The 25048-nt window shown below is 72.1% G+C and carries 24 protein-coding genes and 1 tRNA gene; 10 read left to right on the plus strand and 15 right to left on the minus strand.

The window, feature by feature from the left end; translation table 11 throughout:
- Positions 1–48: 48 nt before the first annotated feature.
- The 3 genes from LN042_RS18660 to LN042_RS18670 all read right to left on the minus strand — a co-directional run bounded on the left by LN042_RS18660 (position 49) and on the right by LN042_RS18670 (position 4966).
- Positions 49–2457: a glycoside hydrolase family 65 protein gene (locus tag LN042_RS18660; RefSeq protein ID WP_230052393.1), complete on the minus strand. Its 2409-nt coding sequence runs from the start codon at positions 2455–2457 to the stop codon at positions 49–51.
- Positions 2454–3203, minus strand: coding sequence for an HAD family hydrolase (locus LN042_RS18665; RefSeq protein ID WP_230052484.1), 750 nt, complete (start codon positions 3201–3203; stop codon positions 2454–2456). The genes LN042_RS18660 and LN042_RS18665 overlap by 4 nt, the downstream gene beginning before the upstream one ends.
- 356 nt (positions 3204–3559) lie before the next feature.
- Positions 3560–4966: a ParB and winged helix-turn-helix domain-containing protein gene (locus tag LN042_RS18670; protein WP_230052394.1), complete on the minus strand. Its 1407-nt coding sequence runs from the start codon at positions 4964–4966 to the stop codon at positions 3560–3562.
- A gap of 195 nt (positions 4967–5161) precedes the next feature.
- On the opposite strand from LN042_RS18670, the gene LN042_RS18675 reads away from it, so the two are divergent.
- Positions 5162–6208, plus strand: coding sequence for an enoyl-CoA hydratase/isomerase family protein (locus LN042_RS18675; RefSeq protein ID WP_230052395.1), 1047 nt, complete (start codon positions 5162–5164; stop codon positions 6206–6208).
- Positions 6209–6279: 71 nt separating this feature from the next.
- Positions 6280–6603 (plus strand): hypothetical protein, encoded by a 324-nt coding sequence (locus LN042_RS18680; protein ID WP_230052396.1) that lies wholly within the window; start codon positions 6280–6282, stop codon positions 6601–6603.
- Between the two features lie 12 nt (positions 6604–6615).
- Here the strand turns inward: LN042_RS18680 and LN042_RS18685 are convergent, their stop codons facing one another.
- Positions 6616–7350 (minus strand): CTP synthase C-terminal region-related (seleno)protein, encoded by a 735-nt coding sequence (locus LN042_RS18685; protein ID WP_372495770.1) that lies wholly within the window; start codon positions 7348–7350, stop codon positions 6616–6618.
- Positions 7351–7435: 85 nt separating this feature from the next.
- Here LN042_RS18685 and LN042_RS18690 point away from each other — a divergent pair, with 85 nt between their 5' ends.
- The 3 genes from LN042_RS18690 (at position 7436) to LN042_RS18700 (ending at position 10747) form a co-directional block, all read left to right on the plus strand.
- Positions 7436–8317: a LysR family transcriptional regulator gene (locus LN042_RS18690; RefSeq protein WP_230052398.1), complete on the plus strand. Its 882-nt coding sequence runs from the start codon at positions 7436–7438 to the stop codon at positions 8315–8317.
- A gap of 70 nt (positions 8318–8387) precedes the next feature.
- A complete protein-coding gene (locus LN042_RS18695) occupies positions 8388–9092 on the plus strand; it encodes an ABC transporter ATP-binding protein (protein ID WP_230052399.1) in 705 nt (234 codons plus the stop codon).
- Positions 9083–10747 carry a DUF6297 family protein gene (locus LN042_RS18700; protein WP_230052400.1) on the plus strand — a complete coding sequence of 555 codons (1665 nt, stop codon included), beginning with the start codon at positions 9083–9085 and terminating at the stop codon, positions 10745–10747. Before LN042_RS18695 ends, LN042_RS18700 begins: the two co-directional genes overlap by 10 nt.
- A 221-nt stretch (positions 10748–10968) precedes the next feature.
- On the opposite strand, the gene LN042_RS18705 is transcribed toward LN042_RS18700, so the two are convergent.
- Entirely contained in the window at positions 10969–11613 is a 645-nt protein-coding gene (locus LN042_RS18705; protein ID WP_230052401.1) for a phosphatase PAP2 family protein, read from the minus strand.
- A 518-nt stretch (positions 11614–12131) separates the two neighbouring features.
- Here LN042_RS18705 and LN042_RS37325 point away from each other — a divergent pair.
- Together LN042_RS37325 and LN042_RS18710 are read left to right on the plus strand one after the other, a co-directional pair.
- Positions 12132–12236: an LPFR motif small protein gene (locus LN042_RS37325; RefSeq protein ID WP_283843810.1), complete on the plus strand. Its 105-nt coding sequence runs from the start codon at positions 12132–12134 to the stop codon at positions 12234–12236.
- Positions 12237–12895: 659 nt separating this feature from the next.
- Positions 12896–14344, plus strand: coding sequence for an ATP-binding protein (locus LN042_RS18710; RefSeq protein WP_230052402.1), 1449 nt, complete (start codon positions 12896–12898; stop codon positions 14342–14344).
- A 415-nt stretch (positions 14345–14759) separates the two neighbouring features.
- Here the strand turns inward: LN042_RS18710 and LN042_RS18715 are convergent.
- From LN042_RS18715 to LN042_RS18725, 3 genes are all read right to left on the minus strand, one after another.
- Positions 14760–14832: transfer RNA gene (locus tag LN042_RS18715), tRNA-Lys, on the minus strand.
- Positions 14833–15451: 619 nt separating this feature from the next.
- Positions 15452–15997, minus strand: a complete 546-nt coding sequence (locus LN042_RS18720; protein WP_230052403.1) for a DUF5753 domain-containing protein — start codon at positions 15995–15997, stop codon at positions 15452–15454.
- 262 nt (positions 15998–16259) lie between these two features.
- Positions 16260–16562, minus strand: a complete 303-nt coding sequence (locus LN042_RS18725) for a hypothetical protein (RefSeq protein ID WP_230052404.1) — start codon at positions 16560–16562, stop codon at positions 16260–16262.
- A gap of 153 nt (positions 16563–16715) precedes the next feature.
- Between LN042_RS18725 and LN042_RS18730 the strand changes: the two genes are divergently transcribed.
- The 3 genes from LN042_RS18730 (at position 16716) to LN042_RS18740 (ending at position 18331) form a co-directional block, all read left to right on the plus strand.
- A complete protein-coding gene (locus LN042_RS18730; protein ID WP_230052405.1) occupies positions 16716–16976 on the plus strand; it encodes an HAD hydrolase-like protein in 261 nt (86 codons plus the stop codon).
- Positions 16973–17764, plus strand: a complete 792-nt coding sequence (locus tag LN042_RS18735) for a class I SAM-dependent methyltransferase (RefSeq protein WP_230052406.1) — start codon at positions 16973–16975, stop codon at positions 17762–17764. Before LN042_RS18730 ends, LN042_RS18735 begins: the two co-directional genes overlap by 4 nt.
- 300 nt (positions 17765–18064) lie before the next feature.
- Positions 18065–18331, plus strand: a complete 267-nt coding sequence (locus tag LN042_RS18740; protein ID WP_230052407.1) for a hypothetical protein — start codon at positions 18065–18067, stop codon at positions 18329–18331.
- A gap of 93 nt (positions 18332–18424) precedes the next feature.
- Here LN042_RS18740 and LN042_RS18745 read toward each other — a convergent pair whose 3' ends face one another.
- The 7 genes from LN042_RS18745 to LN042_RS18775 all read right to left on the minus strand — a co-directional run bounded on the left by LN042_RS18745 (position 18425) and on the right by LN042_RS18775 (position 25033).
- The gene (locus LN042_RS18745) at positions 18425–19033 is read right to left on the minus strand and encodes a hypothetical protein (RefSeq protein ID WP_230052408.1); all 609 of its coding nucleotides are present in this window, start codon (positions 19031–19033) and stop codon (positions 18425–18427) included.
- Positions 19034–19215: 182 nt separating this feature from the next.
- Complete coding sequence (locus LN042_RS18750; protein WP_230052409.1) at positions 19216–20007, minus strand: hypothetical protein; 792 nt, start codon at positions 20005–20007, stop codon at positions 19216–19218.
- A 60-nt stretch (positions 20008–20067) separates the two neighbouring features.
- On the minus strand, positions 20068–20634 hold the full coding sequence (locus LN042_RS18755; protein ID WP_230052410.1) for a hypothetical protein: 567 nt from the start codon (positions 20632–20634) through the stop codon (positions 20068–20070).
- A gap of 154 nt (positions 20635–20788) precedes the next feature.
- Positions 20789–21196: a hypothetical protein gene (locus LN042_RS18760; RefSeq protein WP_230052411.1), complete on the minus strand. Its 408-nt coding sequence runs from the start codon at positions 21194–21196 to the stop codon at positions 20789–20791.
- A gap of 214 nt (positions 21197–21410) precedes the next feature.
- Complete coding sequence (locus LN042_RS18765; RefSeq protein WP_230052412.1) at positions 21411–22490, minus strand: DUF4192 domain-containing protein; 1080 nt, start codon at positions 22488–22490, stop codon at positions 21411–21413.
- 181 nt (positions 22491–22671) lie between these two features.
- Positions 22672–23745: a DUF4192 domain-containing protein gene (locus tag LN042_RS18770; protein WP_230052413.1), complete on the minus strand. Its 1074-nt coding sequence runs from the start codon at positions 23743–23745 to the stop codon at positions 22672–22674.
- A gap of 229 nt (positions 23746–23974) precedes the next feature.
- A complete protein-coding gene (locus tag LN042_RS18775) occupies positions 23975–25033 on the minus strand; it encodes a DUF4192 family protein (protein WP_230052414.1) in 1059 nt (352 codons plus the stop codon).
- Positions 25034–25048: the final 15 nt, after the last annotated feature.

Consider the following 25048-nt stretch of genomic DNA (forward strand, 5'->3'; position numbering starts at 1 on the left):
CCGGGGGTACCCGACTTCGGGTCGCCCCGGAGGCCTCTCGCACGGCGGTCACTCCGCCGGCAGGTGCTCCGACGTGCTTATCGGCGAGCTTCCGATCGGCATCGCCTGCGGCTTGCGCCGGGCCGGCTCGCGGCCGGGCGGCTGGACCGGTCGCTCGCCCGCCTCCGGCGTGACCGTGGGCCGGGAGACCGGACGGCCGACCTCCACCCAGACCTTCTCGGTCTCGTGCTCGACCAGCAGCTTGTCGCCCTCGCGCAGCGTGTAGGTGGTCTCGTCGTGGCCGATCTCCACCCGCAGCAGGTGCTGCCGGATCCGCATCGAGAAGGCCAGCCGGACCAGCCCGGCGGGCAGCCGGGGCCGGAACCCGATCGCCTCGCCGTGGTCGCGCATCCCGCCGAAGCCCGCCACCAGCGCGATGCAGGCACCCGCCAGCGAGGCCATGTGCAGACCGTCCCGGGTGTTGCCGCCCAGGTCGTGCAGGTCCATCAGGGCGGCCTCGGCGGTGTAGTCGTAGGCCAGATCCAGCTGGCCCACCTCGGCCGCCATCACCGCTTGGGTGCAGGCGGAGAGCGAGGAGTCGCGCACCGTCAGGCGCTCGTAGTAGGCGAAGTTGCGGGCCTTCTGCTCCGGGGTGAAGGCGTCGCCGCGGATCTGCATCGCCAGCACCAGGTCGGCCTGCTTGACCACCTGCTTGCGGTACAGGTCGAAGTACGGGAAGTGCAGCAGCAGCGGGTACTTCTCCTTGGGGGTGGCCTCGAAGTCCCACTGCTGGTGCAGCGTGAAGCCGTCGGCCTGCGGGTGCACGCCCAGCTTCTCGTCGTACGGGATGTACATCGCCTTGGCGGCGTCCCGCCAGGCGGCGGTCTCCTCGGTGTCCACCCCGAGGGCGGCCGCCTCCAGCTGGTGGCGGGCCACCGCGTCCGCGGCGGCGCGCAGGTTCGCCTGGGCCATCAGGTTGGTGAAGACGTTGTTGTCGGCGATCGCGCTGTACTCGTCCGGCCCGGTCACGCCCTCGATCCGGAACCGGCCAGTCGAGTCGTGGTGGCCCAGCGAGCGCCACATCCTGGCCGTCTCGACCAGCAGCTCCAGGCCGTAGGTGCGCTCGAACTCGACGTCCCCGGTGGCCCGGACGTAGCGGGCCACCGCGACCGCGATGTCCGCGCCGATGTGGAACGCCGCGGTGCCGGCCGGCCAGTAGCCGGAGCACTCCTCGCCGCGGATCGTGCGCCACGGGAACACCGCGCCGCCCAGGCCCAGTTGGGCGGCGCGTTCGCGGGCCAGCGGCAGCGTGGAGTGGCGCCAGCGCAGCGCCTGGGCGACCGCGCCGGGCAGGCAGTAGGTGAGCACCGGGAGCACGAAGGTCTCGGTGTCCCAGAAGCTGTGCCCGTCGTAGCCGGGACCGGTCAACCCCTTGGCGGGGATGGCCCGTTCCTCACTCCGCGCGGAGGCCTGCACCACGTGGAAGAGCGCGAACCGGACGGCCTGCTGGAGCTCGACGTCGCCGTCGATCTCGATGTCGCTGGCGTCCCAGAACTCCTCCAGGTACTGCCGCTGCTCGGCCAGCAGGCCGTCCCAGCCGGAGTAGCGGGCCGCCGTGATCGCCGCCTCGACCTGGTCCCGGACGGCCGGCAGCGACCGGGTGGCCGACCAGCCGTAGCCGAGGAACTTGGTCAGCCGCAGCCGCTCGCCGGGCTTCAGCACGGTGGTGACGCTGATCCGGGCCTGGTCGTGGCGGGCCTCACTGGTCACGCTGAGCCCCTCCGGGCCCTCGATCACGTGGTCCATGCCGGCGGCCAGGCGCAGGTTGCTGTAGCGGGTGTGGTGCACCAGCGTCGCCTTGGTGCCGTGCGCGTGGTGCGCCTCGGCGACCAGCGGCGCCTCCAGCACCGCCGCGGCCCGCGGGTCGCCGTCGGCGCTGTCCGGCAACTGCTCGTTGGCGACCAGCTCGGACTGGAGGACGATCCGGACCGGGCCGTCCACCGCCTCGACCTCGTAGTCCACGGCGGCGATCGCCCGCTGGGTGAGCGACACCAGGCGGGCCGAGCGGATCCTGACCGTGCGCCCGGCCGGCGAGGTCCACTCCGCCTCGCGGCGCAGCACGCCCTCGCGGAAGTCCAACGAGCGCCGGTGGCCGCGCAGCTCGCCGTAGCGCAGGTCGAACGGCTCGTCGTCGACCAGCAGCCGGACCAACTTGCCGTTGGTGACGTTGATGACGCTCTGCCCGGACTCCGGGTAGCCGTAGCCGCCCTCCGGGTAGGGCAGCGGGCGCAGTTCGAAGACGCCGTTCAGGTAGGTGCCGGGCAGGCCGTGCGGCTCGCCCTCGTCAAGGTTGGCGCGCAGGCCGATGTGCCCGTTGGACAGCGCGAAGACGGACTCGCTGCGGGCCATGCCCGGCAGGTCAAGACGGTGTTCGGTGATGCTCCACGGATCGACCGCGAAGCCCTCCTGTGCGGTCATTGTGCCGCCCCCTCGATCAGTTCCGACAGGTCGTCCACCACCAGGTCGGCGCCGTTGGCGCGCAACGCCTCGGCCTGGCCGGTCCGGTTCACCCCCACCACGCAGCCGAAGCCGCCCGCGCGGCCGGACGCCACCCCGGCGAGCGCGTCCTCGAAGACCGCCGCGGCCGACGGCTCGAAGCCGAGGGTCCTGGCGGCCGCCAGGTAGGTGTCGGGGGCCGGCTTGCCGGGCAGGCCCTCACGCTTGGCCACGATGCCGTCGACCACCGTGTCGAAGTAGCCGTCGATGCCGGCCGCCTTGAGCACGTCCCGGCAGTTGGCGCTGGAGGACACCACGGCCCGCGGCACCCCGGCCGCGCGCAGCCGCTCCAGGTAGGCCACCGAGCCCTCGTAGGGCTGCACGCCCTGCTCCCGGATCAGCTTGAGCACCATGTCGTTCTTGGCGCTGCTCAGGCCGTTGACGGTGCGCTCGCCGGGCTCGTCGTCCGGGCCGCCCTCGGGCAGCGTGACGCCCCGGGAGGCGAGGAAGGTGCGCGTGCCGTCCAGCCGCGGGCGCCCGTCGACGTACTGGTCGTAGTCGGCGACCGGGTCGAACGGGACGAACGCGGCGCCGGTGCGGTCGGCTTCCGCCCGCAGGAAGTCGTCGAACATCGCCTTCCAGGCGGCGGCGTGCACCTTGGCGGTCTGCGTCAGCACACCGTCAAGGTCGAAGAGACAGGCGCGGATGTGGTCGGGTAGCCCCAGCATGGTTGCAGTCTGGCTCACGAACCCGATCCCCGGGTCGATTCCGAACGGCGCGTCGTACAGCGTTCAGTCCGGGCTCGGGCTCGGCCGACCGTGTGAAGAACATGCGATGGATCATCCGCTCACCGTCGCGTACGACCCGAACCGATGTTGCGTCAACTCGCTTGTGGGCAGCGGTTCCGTCGGTCAGGCGAGCACGTCCGGTCGATGCGGCGGCAGCGGCGCCGGGTGGTCCGGCGGCAGCGGCAACTGCGGGCAGCTGGACGGTAGAGGCACCGCGGCAACTGCGGCCTGCCGGACGGCAGCGGCACCGCGGCAACTGCGGGCAGCCGGATCCCCGGGCGCCATCCGCCGCGGCGTCAGCCGATCTGACGGGAGCGGCGCTGCAGCTGCTCCCCCAGCTGCTGCCAGCCGGCCGCGCACTCCAGGGCCAGTTCTGCCACCACCGGGATCAAGTGGGCCGGGATCTGCTGGAGTTCGCGCTCGCTGATGCTGACCGGGACAAGTCGCCGCTGCAGCCACATCAGCAGCGCGCGCCCGTGGTCGGTCATCCGCAGCGAGGGGTCACGGCGCAGCAGGGCCAGGCCGGCGAAGGCCTCGCCGGCCCGTCGACCGAGCGGGTGGTGGCGGGCGGCGCCGAACGGGTGCACGGCGGCCGGCGGCTGGGCGGGCTGCTCCTGGCGGGCCGGGCTCGGCACCGCACGCACCGGGGCCGGGCGCACGGGCGCGGGCTTGCCGGAGGCCGCGGTGGCGGCGATCGGGACGGCGGCGATCGGAGCGGCGGCGATCGGAGCGGCCTGACTCTCGGGGGCCCTCCTGGGGGCCGGCACGGCGCCGGTCCCAGGGGTCGCCCGGGACACCGTCGCGGGCCGGGACGCGGCGGTCGGCCGCGTGACGGTCGGCTGCGACTCGGCGGCCGGCCGCGTGACGGTCGGCTGCCCGGCAGCGCTCGACTGCTGCACCTGCCGGACCTGCCGGCCTTGCCGGCCCTGCTCGAGCAGCTGCGCCTGCCGGCCCTGCTCGGGCCGCTGCCCCTCCTCCCGCTGCCCCTCCTCCCGCCGGGCCGCCGCCTTGCCGCCACCGCGCCGCGGCCGGGGCAGTCGGGCCGGCACCGCGGCCTCCCCCCGCCCGATCCGGGCCCGCACCCCGTGCGCGGTGCCCAGCGACACCCCGGCCGCCCGGGCGATCTCCCGCAGCGAGGCGCCCGGGCGCTCGCGCATCACCTGCAGCACCCGGCGCCGCCCCTCGTCCGGATTGACCGGCCGCAGCCGACCGTCCAAGCCCACCCGGGACTTGGTGCACAGCTCGGCCACCCCACTGCGACGGCGCAGCTCGCCGACCGTCTTGGCCGACAGGCCCGCCACCCGGGCGATCGAGCGGTCGGAGCACTGCGGGCGCAGGGCGATGATCCGCTCGGCGGCCGCCTTGCGCTCGCCGAGGGTCAGCGGCAGCACCAGCGGCTCGCCGTCCTCGGTCGGCCCGGCGTCCACCGCGTTGGCCTCGACGGCGCGCAGGTAGACCTCCACCGGATCGCCGTCCAGGTACTCCACGGCGATGGTCGACTCACCGCGCAGCGCGGCCGCCCGCAGCCGGTGGGCACCGTCGACCACCCGCATGGTGGGACGGTGCACCAGGATCGGCGGCAGGTCGGTCGGCAGGGCGGCCAGGCGGGCGGCGTGCTCCTCGTCCACGCTCGCGGCCCGGGGCGACTGCTCCGGGGCGAGAAGGCTGAGGGCTGCCAGCGGCACCCGGTCGAGGACGGTCATGCGGGCCTCCGGGTTCACTGCGGACTGAGCGGGTATCAGCCCGGTCAACGAGGCCGGTGCCGACTCCGATTCCCGCATCACCGCAGCTGGGAGTGTGTCTTTCGGGGTACCGGGGGCCCTTGGGAGGCATCGCGCGGCGGGCCGCGTACGGTGGGCGGTCGGCACCGTCCGCACGTCCGACAAGGAGCACCCCCGATGGCCGAAGCGCAGGAAGACCGGCTGGTCCTGGCCCACCGCGACGGGCGGGTCGGCCGGCTGCTGCTCAACCGGCCCCGGGCCATCAACGCGCTCGACCACCGGATGGTCCTGGACCTGCACGCCGCGCTGGACGAGTTCGCCGCGGACCCGGCCGTGGCCGCCGTGGTGCTCACCGGAGCCGGCGAGCGCGGCCTGTGCGCGGGCGGCGACATCCGGTTCTTCCACGACGACGCCAAGCTGGGCGGGGCGGCGGTGCGGGCCTTCTTCCGGGACGAGTACCGGCTGAACCAGCGGATCGCCCGCTTCCCCAAGCCGTACGTCGCGATCATGGACGGGCTGGTGCTCGGCGGCGGGGTGGGCGTCTCCGCGCACGGCTCGGTCCGGGTGGTCACCGAACGGGCCGCGGTCGGGATGCCGGAGACCACCATCGGCTTCGTGCCCGACGTGGGCGGCACGTGGCTGCTCGCGCACGCCCCGGGCGAGCTCGGCACCCATCTGGCGCTGACCGCCGGCCGGATGACCGCCGCCGACGCGGTGTACTGCGGCTTCGCCGACCACCTGGTGCCCCTGGACCGGCTGGCGCACTTCACCGCCGCCCTGGCCGAGCGCGAACCGGCGGACGCGGTGCGGGAGTTCGCAGTGCCCACGGGCCCCGCGCCACTGGCCGGCCAGCGGGCCTGGATCGACCACTGCTATGCGGCGGACCAGGTGGAGGAGATCCTGGAGCGGCTGGACGGCGCCGGCCTGCCGGAGGCCAAGGAGGCCGCGGAGCTGATCCGGGCCAAGTCGCCGACCGCCCTCAAGACCACCCTCGCGGCGCTCCGCCGGGCCGGCCGACTGCCCTGCCTGGAGGCCGCGCTGGAGCAGGAGTTCCGGGTCTCCTGCGCTGGAGTGGCGGACCACGACTTCGTCGAGGGGATCCGCGCGCAGGTGGTCGACAAGGACCGCGATCCGCGCTGGTCCCCCGCCACCTTGGCCGGCGTCACGGAGGAGGCGGTGGCCCGGCACTTCGCGCCGGCGCCCCAGGAGCTCGGGCTGTCCTGAGTACGCGTACTCAGGCCGTTCGAGTAGCCGGGCGGTGACCGGGCGGGGGGTTCGGGCGGGAAGCTCGGGGCATGACCACTGCTCCCCGCCCACGGTGGTGGCTCGCACCCGTCGCCGTCACCCTGGTCACCCTGCCGCTGCTGGCCTACGGCGGCCTGCTCGCCCTGCTGTCGCCGATGGCCTACGACCCGTGCGATCCCGGTGGCTGCCCGCAGACCGACCAGCACGTCGTACTGGCGGTGGCCTGCCTGCCGGTGGCGCTGCTGCTCCTGATCGGCAGCTGGCCGGCCGCGCGGTCGGCCGGCCAGGGCCTCAGGTCCACGCTGTATCTGCTGGCACCCGCCGCTGCGGTGCTGTCGGTGCTGTCGCTCTCGACGATCCCGATCGGCCGCTGACCGAACGCTCGTTCATCGCCCCACCGCCGCCCTGCCGCGTGCCACCACCGCGGCGGCGAAGCCCCGGATCAGCGGGTGGACGTCGCCGGTGAGCGGGGCCAGCTCCGGCTGGAAGAGCGTGGCCAGGAAGAACGGGTGCCCCGGCAGCTCGACGATGCGCAGCTCGCCCGACTCGTCCCGGCCGCTGAACCGCAGCCCGTGCCGCTCCAGCAGCGGCAGGTAGTCCGGCGCCACGCCGTAGTTGCAGTGATAGCGCTCCTGGGTGCGCCGGTCGGCGAGCAGCCGCTCGGCCAGCGTGTCCGGGGCCACCAGCACGGCGCCCTCGTGGCCGACCAGCGAGCAGCTGAGCGGCGTGATCACGGGCTGCTCGGTGCTCGGGTCGTTCTCCGCGTGGCCGGCCGCGTCGAGCCCGCAGACGCCGCGGGCGAACTCCAGGATCGCGTGCTGGAACCCGGCGCAGGTGCCCAGGAACGGGATGCCCTGCTCGCGCGCCGTCCGGGCGGCGTCCAGCGCGCCCCGCTCGCTGCGGTAGGGGCTGCCGGGCAGCAGCCACACGCCGTCGAACCCCGCCACGCCGTCGGCCGCCACCTCCTCCGTCGGGATCCAGTAGGCATCCAGCGCCAGGCGGTGCCGCTCGGCCAGGGCGGCCAGCAGATCGGGGATGTTGGCGTGCGAGCGGACGTTCGGGGAGCGGTCGCCGACCAGCGCCAGCCGTGCCGCAACAGGGATCTCGGTCATGCCCGCCATGCTGCCCCGACTGGTGAGGTCAGCGCCAACGATCATTCCTGTACTCCGCATCAGCAACGCTTATCGATCGGCGATGCTTGCCCCCATGGATCCGCACCTGCTCCGCACCTTCGTCTCCGTGGCCCGCGAGGGCTCCTTCTCGGCCGCCGCCCAGGAGCTCGGCTACACCCAGTCCGCCGTCTCCCAGCAGATCGCTGCCCTGGAGGCCGACCTCGGAATGCCGCTGCTCACCCGCCGCCCGGTCGCGCCGACCGAGGCCGGCACCCGGCTGCTGGAGCACGCCGGCTCGCTGCTGCTCCGACTGGCCGCCGTACGCACCGAGTTGACCCGGCTGGCCGCCGCACCCAGCGCCCGGCTGGCGATCGGCCTCACCCCGCTGGCCGCCACCGACCGGCTCGCCGTGGCACTGGCCCGGCTGCGCGCCGACCTGCCCCGGCTCCTGGTCACCCTGGAGACCCTGCCGACCGCGCAGGCGCTCGCCCGACTCGCCACCGGCGAACTCGATCTGGTGCTGCTGGACGGCATCGCGGCCCCCACCGACCCGCTCCACCTGCCGGAGGCCGACCAGGCCCCGGGCAGCGTGCTGATGGTCGCCGAGGAGCCGCTGCTGCTCGCCCTCCCGAACGGCCACCCACTGGCCTCCCGGCGGAAGTTGGGGCTGACCGAGCTGGTCGACGCCCGCTGGATCGACGCCCCCGGGGCCGCCGTCCCGCTCGCCGCCCTGCGGGCCGCCGCCCACACCGACGGCTTCCGCCCGCACCTGCGCTACCAGGGCACCGACCCGCACGCCCTGACCGCCCTGATCGCGGCCGGACACGGCCTCGCCGTCCTCCCCCGCCCCGCCGTCGACCCCCGGCTGACCGGCGTGCCGATCGCCCGCCCCCGGCTGCTCCACCGCACCGAGCTGCGACTGCCCCGCCCGGGCACCCCGGCCGGGCGGCGGCTGGTCGAGCTGCTCGACGACTGACGCGCCCGGCCGCCCGCCGATCCGCTGACGTACCGTCGAGACGCGATCGAACGCTCCTGGGGGGACACACGTGGCCGAACGCCTGGAACCGCTGCTGCGCGCGACCGACCTGCGGGTCAGCGCGGGCGACGTGCAGTTGCTCGCCGTACCGTCCGCCACCGTGCCGGCGGGCGGCTGCCTCGGGCTGGTCGGCGTCAACGGGTCCGGCAAGTCCACACTGCTCAAGGCACTCGCGGGACTGCTCCGCCCGGACGCGGGCAGCGTGCTGCTGGGCGGCCGCCCGGTCCGGGAGCACGAGTCCGGCTTCCGGCGGCAGGTGGGCGTCTTCCTGGACGACGCCGCCTGCTTCCCCGATCTCACCGTGGCCGAGCACGTGCGGATGGTCGCCACCGCCCACGGGCTCGGCCCGACCGCCGCCGAACGCTGCGAGCGGGTACTGGACTTGCTTGGCCTGCGCCACCGGGCGGACGCCCGGCCCGACACCCTCTCCGCCGGCCAACGCCAACTCCTGCTGCTCGCCGCCGTGTTGGTCCGACCCGCTCGACTGCTCCTGCTGGACGAACCGGAGCAGCGACTGGACACCGGTGCCCGGGGGCGCCTGGCGGACGCCCTGCGCACGGCCGTGGCCGACGGCACGGCGATCGTGATGGCCGTCCACGACCGGCAGTTGCTCAGCGGGCTCGCCGACCAGGTGCTGGTGCTGGACGGCGGCCGCGTGGTCGATCACGGCCCGACCGCCGAAGTGCTCGACCGGGGCGCGACACCATGGAACTGACGGACAGTCAATTGGACGTCGACACCGCCCGGGAGGCGGTCGAGGAGCTGCGGCGCACCCGGGCCCGGCGGGCGGCGCGCCCGGTCGGCGACCGCGCGCAGCAGATCTGGATCACGCTGATCAGCGCCGCGCTGCTGGTGAGCATGGTGGCGGGACCGGTCGGCACGCTGTCCCGGTTGGTCGGCGCGGTACTCCCGCACCCCCACGAAGGCCGACTGCCGGGGCTGGTGGTGGGCCTGACCACGCTGGGCACGGCCGGGCTGCTGAGACTGTCCCTCTGGCTCGGTCCGATCGTGCTGCCCGCGCCGGAACTCAGCTGGCTGCTGCCGCTGCCGGTGGACCGCCGCTGGCTGCTGAGGCCGCGCCTGTCGGCGGCACTGGTCGCCGCGGGGACGGCCGGCGCCCTGCTGGGCGCGGGCTGCGGTGCGGTGGCCGCGGCGGGGAGCCGTCCCGGGCCGGTCGGGATCGTGCTCGCCATGGTGGTCGGCCTGCTGCTGGCCTGGCCGGCCGCGGCGGTGGGCGTGCTGGCCGAGGGTTCGGCGCGCTGGGCACGGCTGGTGCGGGGCGGCTCGACGCTGCTCACCCTGGCGGGCCTCGTCGACCTGTCGGCCGGTCAGCAGCCGCTTGGCATCGGCACCCCGGCCGACGTGCTGGCGGCCTCGGGTCCATGGGGCTGGGCGGGCTGGGCGATCGGCGGCACGGCGGGCGGCTCCGCCGTGCTCCCGCTGCTCGCCGCCCTGGCCCTGGCCGGCACCACCGCCCTGGCCGTCACCGCCGCCGACCGCTCGCTGGCCACCCTGCCGGCCGGCGAACTGGCACTGCGCTCGCGGGCGGCCGGCCGGGCCCACCTCGGCCTGCTGCTGCTCGACTTCCGGCAGATCGCGCTGGTCGCCCAAGCTGCCGCCCGCGCCCGGCGGACCGGCCCCGGGCTCCGCCTTCCGATGCCGCGCAGCAGACTGCTGGTCCTGCCCTGGCGCGATGCCGTCGCCCTGCTGCGCCGACCCGGGCGCCTGTTCGCCGCCGCGGCCTGGTCGGCCGGCACCGTGGCGCTGCTCCACGCGACCCGCCTGTGGGCCGGGCAGGCCCACCCCGGCCCGCTGACCGCAGCCTGGCTGGGCTGCCTGCTGAGCCTCGGGCCCCACCTGGCGGCTACCGCGCTGGTGGAACCGGCCCGCGAGGAGAGCGACCGGCCGGCCCGCACCGCCCTGCTCCCGTTCAGCCCGGCCCGGATCGCGCTCTCCCACCTGGTGGTGCCGAGCGCCCTGCTCGCCCTGCTCGGTGCGGCGGCCGCCATCGCGACCGCGCTGCTGATCGGCGCCCCGGACATCGTGCTGCGCACCGTGCTGCTGCTGGTCACGGCGGGCGCCCCGGCGGGCATCGGCGCGGCGCTGCTGGGCGCCTACCGCGGACCGCTGCGCTACGAACTGCTGGCCGTGTCGGCGGACTGGTACGGCGCGGTCCCGTTCGTCCTCTGGTACTGCGCCCCCGCCCTGGTCACGGCCGCTGTCGCCGCCCCGCTGCTCTGGCACGCCGCCACCGCGGCGGCCCTGACCTCCGGCACGACCGTCGCGCAGTTCGCCGTCTCCGCCGTCCTGGCCCTCGCGGTCACCGTCCGGCACGTCATCCGCTCGGTGAACCGCCGGGCCGCACCTTGACCGCTCGGGCCACTGAGACCGCCCGGACCACTGAGACCGCCCGGACCACTGAGACCACCCGGACCAGACCACCCGGACCACTGAGACCGGGCCCCTGAGACCACCCGTGCCCCTGAGACCGCCCGGACCACTGAGACCACCCGGACCACTGACGAAGCCCCGGCCCTCAGGACCGGGGCTCGGACCCCGCCGGCGACCCGGTCCCCGCCGGGTCCTCGGCGTCAGCGGGCGGCGTGGGCGCCGCCGGGGGCCGCGGTCAGCACCGGGGACAGCGCGCCGGTGCGCAGGCGGGCCACCAGCGGGAGGGCGACCCGGCCCAGGATCCGGCTGGCCAGGTAGGCGACCGGGACGGCGAGGAGGGCGGCGCCGATCACGTCGTGGGGGTAGTGGTCGCCGAGGTAGACCCGGGTGAAGCCCTCGAACACCGCGAAGGCGGCGGCGATCACCGAAAGGCGCCGGTCGAGCACCCACAGGGCGGCCACGGTGGCGAAGGCGGTGGTGGAGTGGCCGCTGGGGAAGGCGTAGTCGCTCGGGGCCGGGCAGGAGTCGACGAAGTAGTCGTGCGGCAGCGCATAGCAGGGTCGCGCCTCGGCGATCAGCTTCTTGGCGACCTCGGCGACGGCGAAGGCGAAGCCCACGGCCACCGGAGCGGCCAGGGCGAGGGTCATGGCGGAGGTGTCGCGGCGGCGGGCGTTCCACCAGCCGATCAGCATCAGCACCGCGAACACCCCGAGCCCCGCGTTGGTCCACAGGTCGATCGGGGTGTTGAGCCATCTCGTATCCCGCGCGAAGTCGGTGACGGTGGTGAAGAGCGAGCCGTCGATGCCGGAGCCGTCGAAGGCGAGATGGGCCGCGGGGTTGGTCATCGGCGGGATCCTTCGGAGTCGAGCCGGCGGGCGGCCCACCGAGTTCTCCGGCCGGCATCCGCTACGGCGACGAGCGTCCTTCTACATTCACGTAGAAGGTCTGCGCCACTGTAGATGATGAACATTGGGGAACCAAGCCATGAACGACCGGGGCCACCGCCCGAGCCTATCGCCGCAGTAGACGCCCAACGACGCCGCCCGCCGACAGGCGCCCGCAGCCGCGCCCGGAGGCCCGCCCGACGGGCGGCGGCGGGCGGTGGCGGGCAGCGCGGCGGGCACCGCCGTCGTTCCCGCCGCAGGCGGGATCACATGCAACACCCGCGACGGCTTGGAGGCCGACCTGCCCGACCTCCAGCCGGCCGGCCCCACCGGCCCTCAGCCGGTCGACGCTCTCCTCGATCTCCTCGATCGCCTCGATCACCTCAGCTCGGCGTCATCGCCCGCGTGAGGTGCCAGAGCGCGTGCCGAGGCGCAGGCTGAAACCAACAGACGCGCAGCGGCAACCGGAGGGACACGTCATGTTCGGAGTGATCGCCGACGTTTTCCGCTCGGTGGGCAACGCCATCGCCACCGTGGTTTCGGCACCGTTCCGGCTCCTCGCCCGGCTCTTCGGGGGAGGCTGACGCCTGACGAAACCCACTGAGCCACACGGCTCGCCAAAACCCGGGTGAGTGCCCGAGCCCGGCCAGTGGTCACCGCACGGGCAGAGGACATGACACCCAGGTCCGTGCCGCGGCCCGACCACGGCCGCGGCAATGGTTGAGTGCGGCCCTGCACCCCCGGTCGCCGAGCGGCTCGCCGCAGCAACGGCCGGCAGATGCCCTCGCGAGATGCCTGCCCCGGACACGAGAAAGCGCCCCGCCGGCAGCCGAAGCCGCAGGTGGGGCGCTTGGGTGTGCAGTGGGCCGCCAGGGGCCCGAACCCTGAACCCACGGATTAAAAGATCGATTCGGATCGTGATCTGGTGGCTTGCGGGCAGTTGCTCGCTGCTGCTCCTTGCAGCTCGGCGTACTGCGCGGTGGCGTTCCGTCCGGCGTCGGATGGTTGCCGCCACCAGTCCGCTCACGCATCGCTCACGCAAACCGGCCGCCCGTTCGGGCGCCGACCGCCCTGTCGTCGGGAGCACCGGCTCCGGCGAGTCCATGTTCATCGCCCCGCTCGCCGAGGCCCTGCCGGCCACGACGGTGCGGCCGGGCGCGACAGCACAGGCCGCGTCGCCAAGGCAGGGCCTTATGTAGTTACAATCTAGGTAGATTGAACCTACGTAGATTGGGCTCCGCGCATGGTCTCTTCGTTCGTCGGGCGGAAGATGGAGCTCTCCCTGCTCGGCAAGCGCCTGCGACAGGTCATCGACTCGGGCTCCGGTACCGCGCTCGCGATCCGGGGCCGCCGCCAGGTGGGCAAGTCGCGCCTCGTCCAGGAGTTCTGCGATCAGGCCGACACCCCGTACCTCTTCTTCACCGCGACCAAGGGCGCTTCACCGGTCGAGGCGGTCGCCGAGTTCCTGTCCGACCTGCGGCAGTCCTCCCTGCCACGGGACAGCGAACTGGTGCCCTCCGGCAGCTCCGGTAGCTGGCCGGACGCATTCCGCTCCCTGGCGGCTGCCCTGCCCGACCGGCCCTCCATTGTCGTGATCGATGAACTGCCGTGGCTAGCCGAGCAGGACGACCTCTTCGACGGGGCACTGCAGACCGCCTGGGACCGGCTCCTGTTCCAACGGCCTGTCCTCCTGCTCCTGCTGGGCAGCGACCTTCACATGATGGAGCGCCTCACCGCCTACGACCGCCCCTTCTACGGGCGTGCCGACAACCTGACGCTGGGTCCGCTGAACCCTGCCGAGACCGGTTCCGCCCTGGGGCTGGAGCCGGCGGACGCCATCGACGCCCACCTGGTCTCCGGCGGCCTGCCAGGCATCCTGCGGGTCTGGCCGCACGCCACCCCGGCGCTGCCCTTCCTGGAGCAGGAGTGCGCCGACCCCGCCTCACCCGTGTTCTCGGTCCCCGAGTCGTCCCTGCTGGCGGAGTTCCCCGCACCCGATCAAGCCCGCCGCGTCCTGGAGGCCGTCGGTGGGGGCGACCGCACTCACGCCAACATCGCCGCCACCGCCGGCAGCCGCCAGGGCGCCCTTCCCTCCGGCTCCCTGTCGCCACTACTGCGCCGCCTCGTAGCGGAGAAGCACGTGCTGGCCATGGACGAGCCGCTGTCCACCCGGCCCAGCAAGCCTGCCCTCTACCGCATTGCGGACAGCAACCTGCGCCTCTACCTGGCCGTCCTGCGCAACGCCCAGGACCAGGTCCGGCGCGGGCGGCCCGAGGCGGCTTTCCGCGTGATCGAACGCCGCTGGACCGCATGGCGCGGCCGCGCCGTCGAGCCGCTCGTGCGCCAGTCACTCGAACTCGCCGCCCTCGACGACGCCCTGCCCTGGAGCCCGGTCGAGGCGGTCGGCGGTTGGTGGAACCGCCAATTCGACCCGGAACTGGACCTGGTGGGAGCTGACCGGAGCCCCGTGGCACAGCAGGTCTTCTTCGTCGGCTCCATCAAGTGGCTGCTCTCCCCCTTCGACCGCCACGACCTCACGGCTCTGGCCCGCTCCGCCCCGCAGGTGCCGGGCTTCACACCTGACACGACCGGCCTGGTGGTGGTCTCCCTGTCAGGAAGCGCAGCAGACGTCGATCCGACGGCCGTCCGCGTGCTCTGGGGGCCCGATCAGGTGATCAGTGCCTGGGGCTGAGCTCGAGGACGCCGGTCTCCGCTGCCGTGTCAGATGCGCGCTTCCCGCCCGCGACCAGGCGCGTGGCACCGGCCATCACCTGATCCGGCACGCCCCAACCGGCCCGGACGCCCAGGGCCTCCTCCGCGATCCAGCCCGTCCCGAGCGTCCCCACGTGCCCCACAAGCCCAGAACCGGCGGGAGCCACGACGACAACCACCGGAGACACGTCCTCGGTTCGGTTCGCCACGTCGTGAAGCCGGGCGCCGAGCCCTGCCGCACGCTCTTCCGCCGGAGACGCCGCACCCGTCCTCCGACAGGGCGTCAGTTCCTCCGCTCACGCATGGAGCCGGAAAACGCAGCAGCACCCCGACCACTTGTTTGGTTCGGGATGCTGCGCTGCAGGTCAGAGGGGGTCTAACGCCCTCATTCCAGGTGGGCCGCCAGGGGCTCGAACCCTGAACCTACGGATTAAAAGTCCGCAGCTCTACCAATTGAGCTAGCAGCCCTTGCTCTATCCACGTCCACCTGAGTCCAGGTTTCCGCAGGTCAAACCACGTATTCAGTTGTTGGCACCAGCCCGGTGTCCACCGGAGTCTACCGTGATCCACCCCGGTCGTGGGGGGCTCCGTCCCCGCGCTGTCCCCGCGTCATCCCCGCACCGTCCCCGCCAGGGGCCGATCAGCCCGACTCCGGGACCGCTCACTGGCCGTGACCAGCAGCGATGCCTGATCGCAAACCCCACCTCTGCGGATTTCCCAACACGAGACCCGCAGTTTCCCCTCTCCTAGGAACCGAGCACTCGTCACCCGTGGGACGCAGGAGAGTTGATGGGTCCAGACTACCCCGGCGCCGACCGCCAGCACCGCTGAATACCCGGCCTCCGGGCCCGCTCCGCTCAGCGGAAGAGGAACGGGCTCAGCTCAGCTCGGCTCGTCGGCCGCGGCTGGCCGGCCACGAGCGCACCAGGACCGACCAGGGTCAGTACCGCTCATTGAGCGGCGACCTGCATGTCCCGGGAGGCGTGGCACCCACAGGCTACGGCGCGCTTGAGCCACCGGGCTTCCTGAAGGCTCCGGTGGGGGCATCGAGGGCGTGAGGACCCGTACATGACCGCCCGGCCCGTCGTCACGTCTCGGCCTTCGTCGCCGAGATGAGATCACGAGCGTGCTGCCCGTACACCGCCGAGGACTGGAGCAGGCCGAACGCCTTGCGGAACACCTCGAGCCTGGCCGGGTCTGTGATCGTCTCGGCTCCGCGGTAGCCCTCGACCTCGGCGCGGCGGTCATCGAACAGGGAGAAGCCGTCGCCCGGGTAGACCAGGAGTCGGGCGCGGGCCGGGATGACCCCCAGGGTGAGTCCGGGAAGGGTGGTGGCGTCGAGCAGTCTCTGCAGCTGGCCGCGCATGACGTCTGCGCCGCCGATGTTGGTCAGCAGGGCCTGCTCGCCAAGCAGCACGTGGTACGTGCGCCCTTCCTGGCCGATGTACTGGGCTCTGGCCGTCCGGGCGGCGACGCCGGCCTCGATGTCGTCCGGGATCTCGTGAAAGTCGACGACGAGCCGCAGCATCGCTGCGGCGTACTCCGGGGTCTGGAGGTTCCCCCAGATGATGTCCGGGTGGTAGCCGGCGTAGTTGCGGGTGTTCTTGACCAGGTCCAGAAAGCCCTGCTGCACGGGTCCGGTTCCTGACTGGAGCAAGTCGTCCCAGGCGGCGTTCCGGGAAGAGGAGTTCTGCATGGGGCTGATCGTCGCAGTGCCGGGTGGCTGTTGTCCGGGCATTCAGCCGAACAGCATGCGCGAAGTCAGATCATCAGCCCTTGAGCAGAGCGCTTCGCGCCAAATCCATGACGGCCTGTCGATGGCCAGTGCCGGCCATCCAGCTAGGTTGGAGTGTCCGGCGCCGTGCTGGGCACGGGGCCGGACACTCCTTCTCGAATCAGTGGGCGGTGCTGCTGGAGGTGCTGGCTGGAGCGCAGGTCTTGGGGGCGCTGTCGTGGTGGCCAGCGAGCCACAGCCCGCAGAGGAGACCCACGATCGCGAGCACCTTGTGTCGGTTCTGCTTCCACCACGACGGTGACCCGGCCACCATGAACCGCAGTTGCCCGAATTCCGGATGCTCACTCGGCGGCGCATCCTTGAACAAGCCCATTTCTGGTGAACCTCCTTTCCCCATCAGGAGATTCACGACCATACGCGCCGCTGCGGCTTGATCGCTGGCATTAATATCCGAGAACACCATGCCCACCCCTGCTGTGGCTGCCGTACTCAAGGGCCGGCCAGTGCCCGGGCCGCGCGTGACGATTGGCGCCCCTGTCCAATGTCACCTGCCTGTACCACGACCCCGACGAGCTACACCAGCTGATGGCAACTGGGTCCAGGCCCACTTCCCGTCGTGCCGCACCAGCCTCGCCAAGCCCGGCCCGCTACCGTCGCCGACACCTACGGCCTCCGCCCCGACCAGATCGTCCACATCGGCGACGACTGGGAGTGCGACATCGCCGGCGCCACCACAGCCGGCCTCAACGCGGCATGGATCTCCCGCGACCGAACGGTTCCTGATCGCCCGTCAGCCTTCCTGTCCCAGACCCTGATAGCAAGGGACCTTGAAGCCACCCGGCACATCCGCCACGTGACCACCGTGAGGAACCGTTGAGCCTGTTCACCGGCACCGCCGACTACTACCGCCAATACCGCCCCGGCATCCCCGAGACCGTCGCCACTGTCCTCGACGAGGCCGCCCCCCACCGCACCCCGCGCCACCTGCTGGACATCGGCACCGGCACCGGCCTGGTCGCCGAAGCCCTGCTGACCCGCTTCCAGGACGTCATCGCCATCGACAACGACGCCGAGATGATCGAAACCGCCGAACAGGCCCTACGCCCAGCCCTGCCCGACGGCACCGCCCTCACCCTCGTCCAGAGCGCCGCCGAGGATTTCACTCCGCCGCCCGGCTGGCACGCGGACCTCGTCACGATCTGCCGGGCCTTCCACTGGCTCGATCAGGCCGCCGTCCTCACCCTCCTGGACAACCAGGTCGCCCAGGACGGCGCTGTCGCCATCTTCGGCGACAACAGCTTCTGGGCAGCCGACAGCCCCTGGAAGCAGGACATGCGCGCCATCATCCAGGACTTCCTCGGCGAGAAACGCCGCGCCGGCACCCGCACCTTCCAGCACCACAACCGGCCCTACAGCGAGATCATGGAGGACTCCCCGTTCAGCCAGGTCAGCGAGTTCCGCGTCCCCGTCCAGCGGACCTGGAACACCGCGGGCATCCTCGGCTACCTCTACTCAACGAGCTTCGCCGCACCGCACCTGTTCGGCGACCGGCTGCCCGAGTTCGAGAATCAGGTCAAGGCCGTCCTCGCCAAGCACAGCGACAACGACACCTTCGGCGAGGACAACGAGTTCCTGATCCGCATCGGCCGCCGTCCCCGCCTGTGACCGCGACAGCGCAAGCGGCAGGGGCGCCACCTGACGCGGCTCGCCGGCCCCGACGCCAACACCGCGATCACCTCGGACTCGATCCTGGTCCTGCTCATCGGCGCCCTCGAACAGCACAGCCTCACGTGCCACTGAACACCGACACCGTCGAGTTCGTCGTCGGCAACATCGCGGCGCTGGCCTCGGTGGCCCGATGGTGACTGTCTCGGCAGAGGCCCCGCCCCGTGCCACTGCCGCTTCGTCAAACCCGGAAGGCCCACCCCGGATGTGGGCCGTGACGGTGTCCTCGACCCTCGAACCATGGGATCGATCGTCGTGCTGTTCGAGCTGGCGCAGGGTGAAGCTCTCGGGCCGGACGGGGTCGAGCCGGTGCTGCTAGCCGTTCACGCCGCCGGTTCCGATCCGGACGTGCCCGAGGACCCGCTCCCCCGCACCCTCTGCGGCCGTGAGACCGATCCGATGGAGCACGCCCACTACCGGCCGGCTCGGCCCGGGGAACCTTGGTATCCGCCACAGCTGGGGGACCGTCGCTGTCTGGACTGTGAGGCGGCGCTGCGCCCAGGGTAGAGCGCGTTGCCGGCGTTCACGATCGTGGTCGGCGGTTGGGCTGAGGATGCTTGCTGCGGCCAGAAGGCCACCGGGGCTGTACGGCACCGGGGTTCACGAGTAGGGGTTCCAGCGACCGAAGCGGGCCAGTAGGTGCCGGGTGTCGTCCGCGTTGAGGCCGAGGGCGGCTGCGGCCTGTCCGAGTCGTTCTTCACCGCGAGCATCGTGGGCAGGCCAATACGCAGTCTGGGCCGCGGTCACCTCCAGCTGGCGGGACGCTCGCAGGGCCGCCAGCGGGGAGGTCTTCGCCAGCTTCTCGATCTCCTCCGCCAGTTGGCTCAGCAGGGCGGTGATCGTCTCGGGCAGGGGGATCGTCGACCTTTGCACCTCGGCGGTGTGCGTGTCCCACTCAGTTGCGCAGGCGTCCGCCGCGTCGCCGCCGGCCTCGGCGAGCTCCTGATCTCCGATCTCGTCCCAGTCCAGCTGGTGCTCGGGGCCGGTCCAGCCGCAAGAGCAGACCGCGCGCAGCGCCTGCGCACGCGGGACGAAGCTGAAGCTGCCGTCGTACACGCTCCAGTGTGAGATGGGGGCGTGGGAGTTCCCGCCGCTCATCATGGGGAAGGAGACCGGGCCGGGCGTCGTGCCGTCGGCCAGGAGCACGCCGACCATGCCTTCGTGCGAGGCGCCGAATTCGTCCGTCGTCCACGTCTCCCTCGTAGCCATGGCTCCCCTTCAACGTTTTCCCGACGCGCTCCTCGTCGGCGCGCCGGGAACGACGATCTCGCAGCCGGGTTCCGCGCACCATCGGATTGGAGAAAGTTCCGGAGATCGGCGCAGGTTGTTGGCGGTGGATTGACTAGGAGCGCACTGGGTGCTCTGACGTGCGGGTGGTGTCGATCGGGCGTTCAGGTGTGGTCGGAGGTTGGGAGGATCTTCGGCTCGGGCAAGAGGAGCAGTTGGATGCCCTGGTTCCACATCAGTGATTCGTCGCCTTGGGGGTACAGGTAGCGGGCGCGCTGGTGGGGTGCCCGCCACAGGTGGCGTATGAGGTCGTAGATCTCGTCGCGGTGGAACTGCCACCAGCGTTGGAGAGGATCCGGGTGGAGGGCGGCTTCCCGGGAGTTGTGCCAGATCGAGGTGCCGTCGGCGGCGAGGAGGTGTTCGACAGCGATGTCGATGCGGTCGAGGTCGGTGTCGAGGCTGAGCAGTAGGCCGGCGGCGTGTGGGTGCTGGCGGTGGATCAGGTGGGCGAGGTAGGCGGCGATGTCGGGTGGTGGTAGCTCGATGAGCAGGCTCGGCTCAGCCAGGGGCGGAGTTGCCAGGTTGGCCTTCTCGGGGCTGGTGATTCGTTCGGTACATCCCTGCACGTAGTCGAGGAGGGCGTCGAGCTCCTCCTGCCATGCGGAGCTGTCGTCGGGGCGGGTCCACAGGAGGTGGCGGGCGACTGGTGGTGTCCAGATGCCACCGGCCCAGATGCGTTCGGCGCGGGCGGTGCCGTCCTGGTCGCGGGTGAATTCGATGTATTCGGCTTGGGGATGGCGGCGGCGGGTGTGGTGGGCGAGGTGTTCGAGGGCACCTGCCACGAGGGCGGTTTCTGCTGCGGCGTGGGCTTCGAGCAGCTGGACGAAGTTCTCGGCAGAAGTGGTGTCCGGCTCGGGGCGGCGATCGGGCATCGGTGAGATCAGGCGGTGGTTCATCGGTGGCTCCGGGCTGGTCCTGGGCGGGTGCCGAACAACTGGCCGTCCGGCAGCCGCGGTTCAGTAGTCGGCGGCGCTCTGCCGGTGGGCGAGGTCTTCGATGCGTTCGGTCAGCGCCCGGGCGGCGCGGCTCTGGGACGGGGCGTGTCCGATGGTGTCGGCCAAGTTGATGAAGTCCTTGGCGATCTCGGTCAGGCGCAGCATGGCGTGCGGGTCGTGCGCGGGGATGGTGAGCGTCCAGCCGCTGGCGCCGATGCGGTGGGAGGTGCCGGCGTGGTAGGCGAGCAGCAGTCGGTCGTCGGCCTCGGTGCCGGTGTAGCCGTTGCGGTAGAGGTCGGTGGTGGTGAACCAGTCGCAGAACGCCCCCGGGAGGGTCAGGGTCCAGCGGCGGCTGGAGACGGCATGCTGCTTGGCGAGTTCGGCGTAGGCGGCGGCGTAGCCGAGGTGGCGCTGGGCGGCGGGCTCGTCGCTGGTGAGGTCGCCGAGTGCCCAGGTGTAGCCGCAGGCAGCGTGTTGGTGGTAACGGCGGGCGGATGGCCCGAGGGTGCTGTCGTTGGCCGCTGCGTGGTGGCGGTCTCGGGCGAGCTGGATCCGCGTGATGAGGTTCGGGGCTTGCTGTTCGGGCATGGGGCGGCCTCGGGCTCAGGTGGGGTTCGTTGCGGTGCTGCTTCGCCAGCCTCCCCATCAGAGCCGCCCCGTGGGAACATCAACTCTCTGGCGTTAGATGCTATTTGGCGAGCCACCGTGACCCCGTAGCGTTGCGGCGCGCTCGGGGCGCCTGCTACTGGGGGCAGGTGGGGTCGGGCGCGCTGGCGTGGAGGTGCGGCACTTCCGGCGGTTCGACCTCCAGGATGGTGCCGAGCGCCGCGCCGATGCGTAGGGCGAGGATCTGGCGCCCGTAGGCGTTGGCGAAGCCTCGGCAGATGGCGGCCTTGGTGCCTGCTGGAGCTACTCCGGGCAGGGTGCTGTGGCATGGGATGTGCCCGCCGGCGGCGAGAGCGGCCCGCACCATGTGCCGAACGCGGCCTGGCTGCAGGCGCATGAGGTTGCCGGGACGGAAGATGCAGGTGGTGCACAGGTCGGCCAGGACTCGGACTTCACCGGTGGCGGGGTCGGCGACCTCGGCGGTTGTCTCGTCCTCGTCGTCCTCAACATCGTCGGTGAGGGTGGTTGGCTGCTGGCCGGGCATCGGGCTCCTCTTTCGTAGCGCTGACTTGGGTGTACCGCACGTGGGTTGGTGTGATCGCGTCGGCGGCCAGCGCCGGGTCAGCGGGGCCGGGTGCGCGCGGACGTGCCCTGGGCCCGAGGTGATCAGCTCAATCGCGGGCCGGTGCGGCGAAGCGGATCGGCTTCGCCGCACCGTGGGCGGGCCGCCGCCCGGTGTGGACCGGGCGGCGGCGGTGTCAGCTGGCCGTGGTGGTGCGGCTGGCGCGGTGCTGCAGGAACAGGCCCTTGACGAGGTCGAAGGGGACACTCTGGTTGATGGCGTCGAGCATCATCTGAGCGAATCCGTAGGCGGGTTCGGCTTCGAGGGCGGCATGGAAGGCGACTGCGGCGGTTGCGGTGTCGTCCTGGCCCCATGAGTTGATGCCGAAGAGCGCGATCGGCACGCTGGCCAGGTGGCGGTAGTCGGGAACGCAGCGCTGGGCGAGGTGGCGCCATAGGTTCTGGAGGATGGGCAGTTCGTCGGGCAGGACGTAGCCGTAGGCGGCGTCGCGCACCGGGGCGTAGTGAAGCGTGAGGATCAGCTGCGCGGCCAGGTCGGGGTCGATGTCGGTGGCGGCATCGCCAGCGAGCAGGGATTCGAGCGTGGCGCGGAGGTGCTGGACGGCCTGCTCCTTCACAGCTTCGTGGCCTTGGGCGTGGATTCGGTCGGTCAGGGCCAGCACTGCCGTGTCCAGTGCGGCGTGCTGCTGTTCTGCCTTGGTCCCGTCGATCGGCGCGAGGGTGGCGAGGATGTCTGCTCGCCGGCGCGGGGTCGGCAGGCCCTCGACCACGGCGTATGCAGTGACGGAGCCGGGGTTGTGGGGGCCGCGGATGGGGGTGCCTTCGCGGGTGGGCTCGGTGTCGGTCAGGTAGGACCACCAGTGTGTGGCGGTGGTGTAGAGCAGGTCGGCGATGCGCAGCTCGTGGTCGAGGGCGGCGTTCCTCAGGGCGTGGGCCAGGGGTGCGTGGTGGAGCAGCGAGTCGTAGCCGTAGCCGGGGTCGTTGGGGTCGGCGCAGATGTACAGCGCGACCTGGGAGACGGTGCCGCCGTGGTGGGCGCTGCGCTCCAGCAAGGTGGCGATCAAGTCGGTGGCGAGGAAGGCCCAGTGCGCCTCGTCGGCGGGGATGTCCGTGCGCAGGGTGCCTTGGAGGGCGCCGGTGGTGGTGTTGATGCCGGCGACGATGATGCTGTTGTCCGGGTGGTAGCCGAGCAGGTGCGGGAGAAGTTCGGCGAGTTCGTCGGGGGTGCTCAGGCGCAGGGGGGTGTGCTCGCTCATGTGAAGTCTCCTCAGGTGGGCCCGGGTTCGCGGCCCGGGCCTGGCAGTTGCAACCTTGGGTTGCTTTTCTTGACTCAAGTCTATTTCTTGGGCGGGTGATTGGGCACACCCCGCGCCGGATCCGCTGGCCGCGCGGGCCGGACCGCGACCTCTTCGGTCCAGCCCGCGCGGTGACGGGTTGTTAGCTCTCTGCTGCCAGCCGTTCGGCGCGCTGCTCGCGCACGATCTGCAGGAATGGCTCCGGTCCGTGCCCGTTGTTGATCAGCTGCATCAGGGTGTCGGCCATCGTGTAGTGCGGGTCGCGCTCTTGCGCCTCGTGCAGCACGATGCGGGCCGCCGCCTCGTCCTTGGCGTTCCAGGCGGCGAAGCCGAGCAGTACCAGCGGAGCAGCGGAGTACTCGGCGTACGGGTCGACGCAGCGCCGGGCGAGGTTGCGCCACAGGGCGAGCGCTCGCGGCAGGTGGGCGGGTTCGGCGTACTCCATGGCGATGTCTCGGATGACCGAGCTGCGTAGCGCGAGGAGCAGTTCGGCAGCCTCCCGGTCGTTCAACTCGCCCTGCTCGCTGGGTGCCGTGAACAGGGTGTCGAGGCGGTGGATGGCGCGGTCCAGGAAGTCGCGCTCGCCTTCTGGGCCGTGCTCGCGGAAGCGGATGATGGCCTGGTCGAGGGCGTCGCTGCAGGCGGCGGCGTGCTTGCCGTCCGCCGGAGCGAGGGCGGCGAGCACGCGGGCGCGGTCGAGCGGGACGCGGCTGCCATTGGCGATGGCGGTGACGGTCACTTGTCCAGGCTGGTCCGCGCTGGGGACGGGGTGGCCTTCCTCGTCGTCGAGGCAGGCGGCATCCAGGTAAGACCACCAGCGGCCTCCGCTGATGCACAGCGCCTCGAACAGGTGGAGCCCGAGACGTTCGACGACGGTGGTCGTCACCGCGACGAGAGGCTGGGTGCGGCGCATCGCGTCCGCGGGCCGCTCGCCCGGCTGCAGAGCGGGGACGACGATCAGCATCAGCTGTTCCGGCAGTCGCCCGGCCTTGTCCGGCGCGGTGCCGAGGGTGTCGAGGATCGTGTTGACCACGCCGTACCAGTCACCGGGGTCAGCGGGGATGTCGAGCCGGGCGAGCCGTCCGAGGTGCTTGCCGGACAGGGCGCCGAGGATCAGGCTGTTCTCCGCGTGGAAGCCGAGCAGGAAGGGCAGGGCTTCGACCAGGTCCTGCGGGGAGCGGACGTTGATTGGGTCTTGAGTCGAAGGATTGGTCACGGCGGGGTTCTCCTTGGATGGGGCTCGGGTTCGCGGCCCGGGCCTGGCAGAAGCAACCTTGAGTTGCTTTTCTTAACTTGAGTCTACTTTCAGCCTCGGGGCCCTGGGCACACCTACGGCGCACCAAATGGCCTGGCGCATCGGCGTTGTCGCTGCGTGCAGGCCGGCTGCAGCCTGCCTGTGACTGCCCGGGGCGGGCGGGGCCAGACCCGCCCGCCCCGGACTGCCGTCACTCGGAGCTGGCCGCCCTGCGGGCGGCGCGGGCGGCGCGCTGCTGCTCACGGAAGCTGTGGACGATCGCCTGGCCGCCTTCGGGAAGTCCGACGAGCGTCTGCATCGCCATGATGGACAGCATCATCTGGATCGGCTCGTGGTCGGGTCGCAGCAGCTTGGCGCGCAGCAGGGCGGTGCGGGCCGTCTCAAGGTCCCCGTCCATCCAGCGGGCGTGGGCGAACAGCATCAGTGGTGCGGCGGCGAACTCCTCGAACGGCCCGACGCAGGCGCGGGCGAGCTGGGCCCACAGCTCTTCCGCGCGGCGCAGCTCGGCCGGCTCGACGTAGCCGGTCGCCGCGTCCAACACGTCGCCGTGGAGGACGGCGACGGCCAGTTGGGCGGCGAGGTCGTCGCTGACCTGGTCGATCTCGGGGTGGGCAACCAGCTCCGCCATGGTGCGGTCGAGCAGCGTGATCATGCGCTCGGTGACCTGCTGCTCGGTGCGGTCCGCGAGTTCCTGGTCCAGCTTGTCGGTGGCTGCCCCCATGGCGTCGATCAGCTGGTCGGCTCGGTCCCCGCTGGTCGGGCCTGTCAGCCGCGCCAGGACCTGCTGCTCGCTGCCGCCCTCGCCGCCGGGCCCGGCGTTTGCCTGGGAGCCCGCCGCCGCGTCGTCGTCTTCGGTTGTCTCCTGCCAGGAGTTGCCGCTCCAGTGCAGGCTGCTCACGACGTCGATGCCCCGTCGCCGGCAGGCGCCGGCGAGGTGGCGGGCGAGCAGCGCATGGCGGTCCCGGTCGGCTGTCTCGCCCGCGCCGTCCGGTGCGGGGTGGATGAACAGGGCTGCACCGAGAGCGGGTTCGCTGTTACGCCGGTGCATGTAGTCCATGTGGTCGACCATCTGCTCGGCGAACACCGGCCAGGCCTCCAGGGCGGTCGGCACGGTGGAGCGCACGACGGCGCCGGGCCGGTGGTGCTCGGTCAGGCCGACGACGACCACCCTGCCCTGCTGCGGGGCGGTCTCGAACAGGTCGGGCAGGAGGGCGGCGAGGTCGGCGGGGGTGGGTCGGTTGGTGGGCACGGCTGGTCTCCCGTG

The organism is Kitasatospora humi (assembly GCF_020907985.1).
In the GTDB taxonomy this organism is placed as follows: Bacteria; Actinomycetota; Actinomycetes; order Streptomycetales; family Streptomycetaceae; genus Kitasatospora; species Kitasatospora humi.

Coding starts and splice junctions, on each gene's coding strand:
- LN042_RS18660 (WP_230052393.1), bottom strand. CDS start 2,457: ATGACCGCACAGGAGGGCTTCGCGGTCGATCCGTGGAGCATCACCGAA.
- LN042_RS18665 (WP_230052484.1), bottom strand. CDS start 3,203: ATGCTGGGGCTACCCGACCACATCCGCGCCTGTCTCTTCGACCTTGAC.
- LN042_RS18670 (WP_230052394.1), bottom strand. CDS start 4,966: ATGACCGTCCTCGACCGGGTGCCGCTGGCAGCCCTCAGCCTTCTCGCC.
- LN042_RS18675 (WP_230052395.1), top strand. CDS start 5,162: ATGGCCGAAGCGCAGGAAGACCGGCTGGTCCTGGCCCACCGCGACGGG.
- LN042_RS18680 (WP_230052396.1), top strand. CDS start 6,280: ATGACCACTGCTCCCCGCCCACGGTGGTGGCTCGCACCCGTCGCCGTC.
- LN042_RS18685 (WP_372495770.1), bottom strand. CDS start 7,350: ATGGCGGGCATGACCGAGATCCCTGTTGCGGCACGGCTGGCGCTGGTC.
- LN042_RS18690 (WP_230052398.1), top strand. CDS start 7,436: ATGGATCCGCACCTGCTCCGCACCTTCGTCTCCGTGGCCCGCGAGGGC.
- LN042_RS18700 (WP_230052400.1), top strand. CDS start 9,083: ATGGAACTGACGGACAGTCAATTGGACGTCGACACCGCCCGGGAGGCG.
- LN042_RS18705 (WP_230052401.1), bottom strand. CDS start 11,613: ATGACCAACCCCGCGGCCCATCTCGCCTTCGACGGCTCCGGCATCGAC.
- LN042_RS37325 (WP_283843810.1), top strand. CDS start 12,132: ATGTTCGGAGTGATCGCCGACGTTTTCCGCTCGGTGGGCAACGCCATC.
- LN042_RS18710 (WP_230052402.1), top strand. CDS start 12,896: ATGGTCTCTTCGTTCGTCGGGCGGAAGATGGAGCTCTCCCTGCTCGGC.
- LN042_RS18725 (WP_230052404.1), bottom strand. CDS start 16,562: ATGGTGTTCTCGGATATTAATGCCAGCGATCAAGCCGCAGCGGCGCGT.
- LN042_RS18740 (WP_230052407.1), top strand. CDS start 18,065: ATGGGATCGATCGTCGTGCTGTTCGAGCTGGCGCAGGGTGAAGCTCTC.
- LN042_RS18745 (WP_230052408.1), bottom strand. CDS start 19,033: ATGGCTACGAGGGAGACGTGGACGACGGACGAATTCGGCGCCTCGCAC.
- LN042_RS18750 (WP_230052409.1), bottom strand. CDS start 20,007: ATGAACCACCGCCTGATCTCACCGATGCCCGATCGCCGCCCCGAGCCG.
- LN042_RS18755 (WP_230052410.1), bottom strand. CDS start 20,634: ATGCCCGAACAGCAAGCCCCGAACCTCATCACGCGGATCCAGCTCGCC.
- LN042_RS18760 (WP_230052411.1), bottom strand. CDS start 21,196: ATGCCCGGCCAGCAGCCAACCACCCTCACCGACGATGTTGAGGACGAC.
- LN042_RS18765 (WP_230052412.1), bottom strand. CDS start 22,490: ATGAGCGAGCACACCCCCCTGCGCCTGAGCACCCCCGACGAACTCGCC.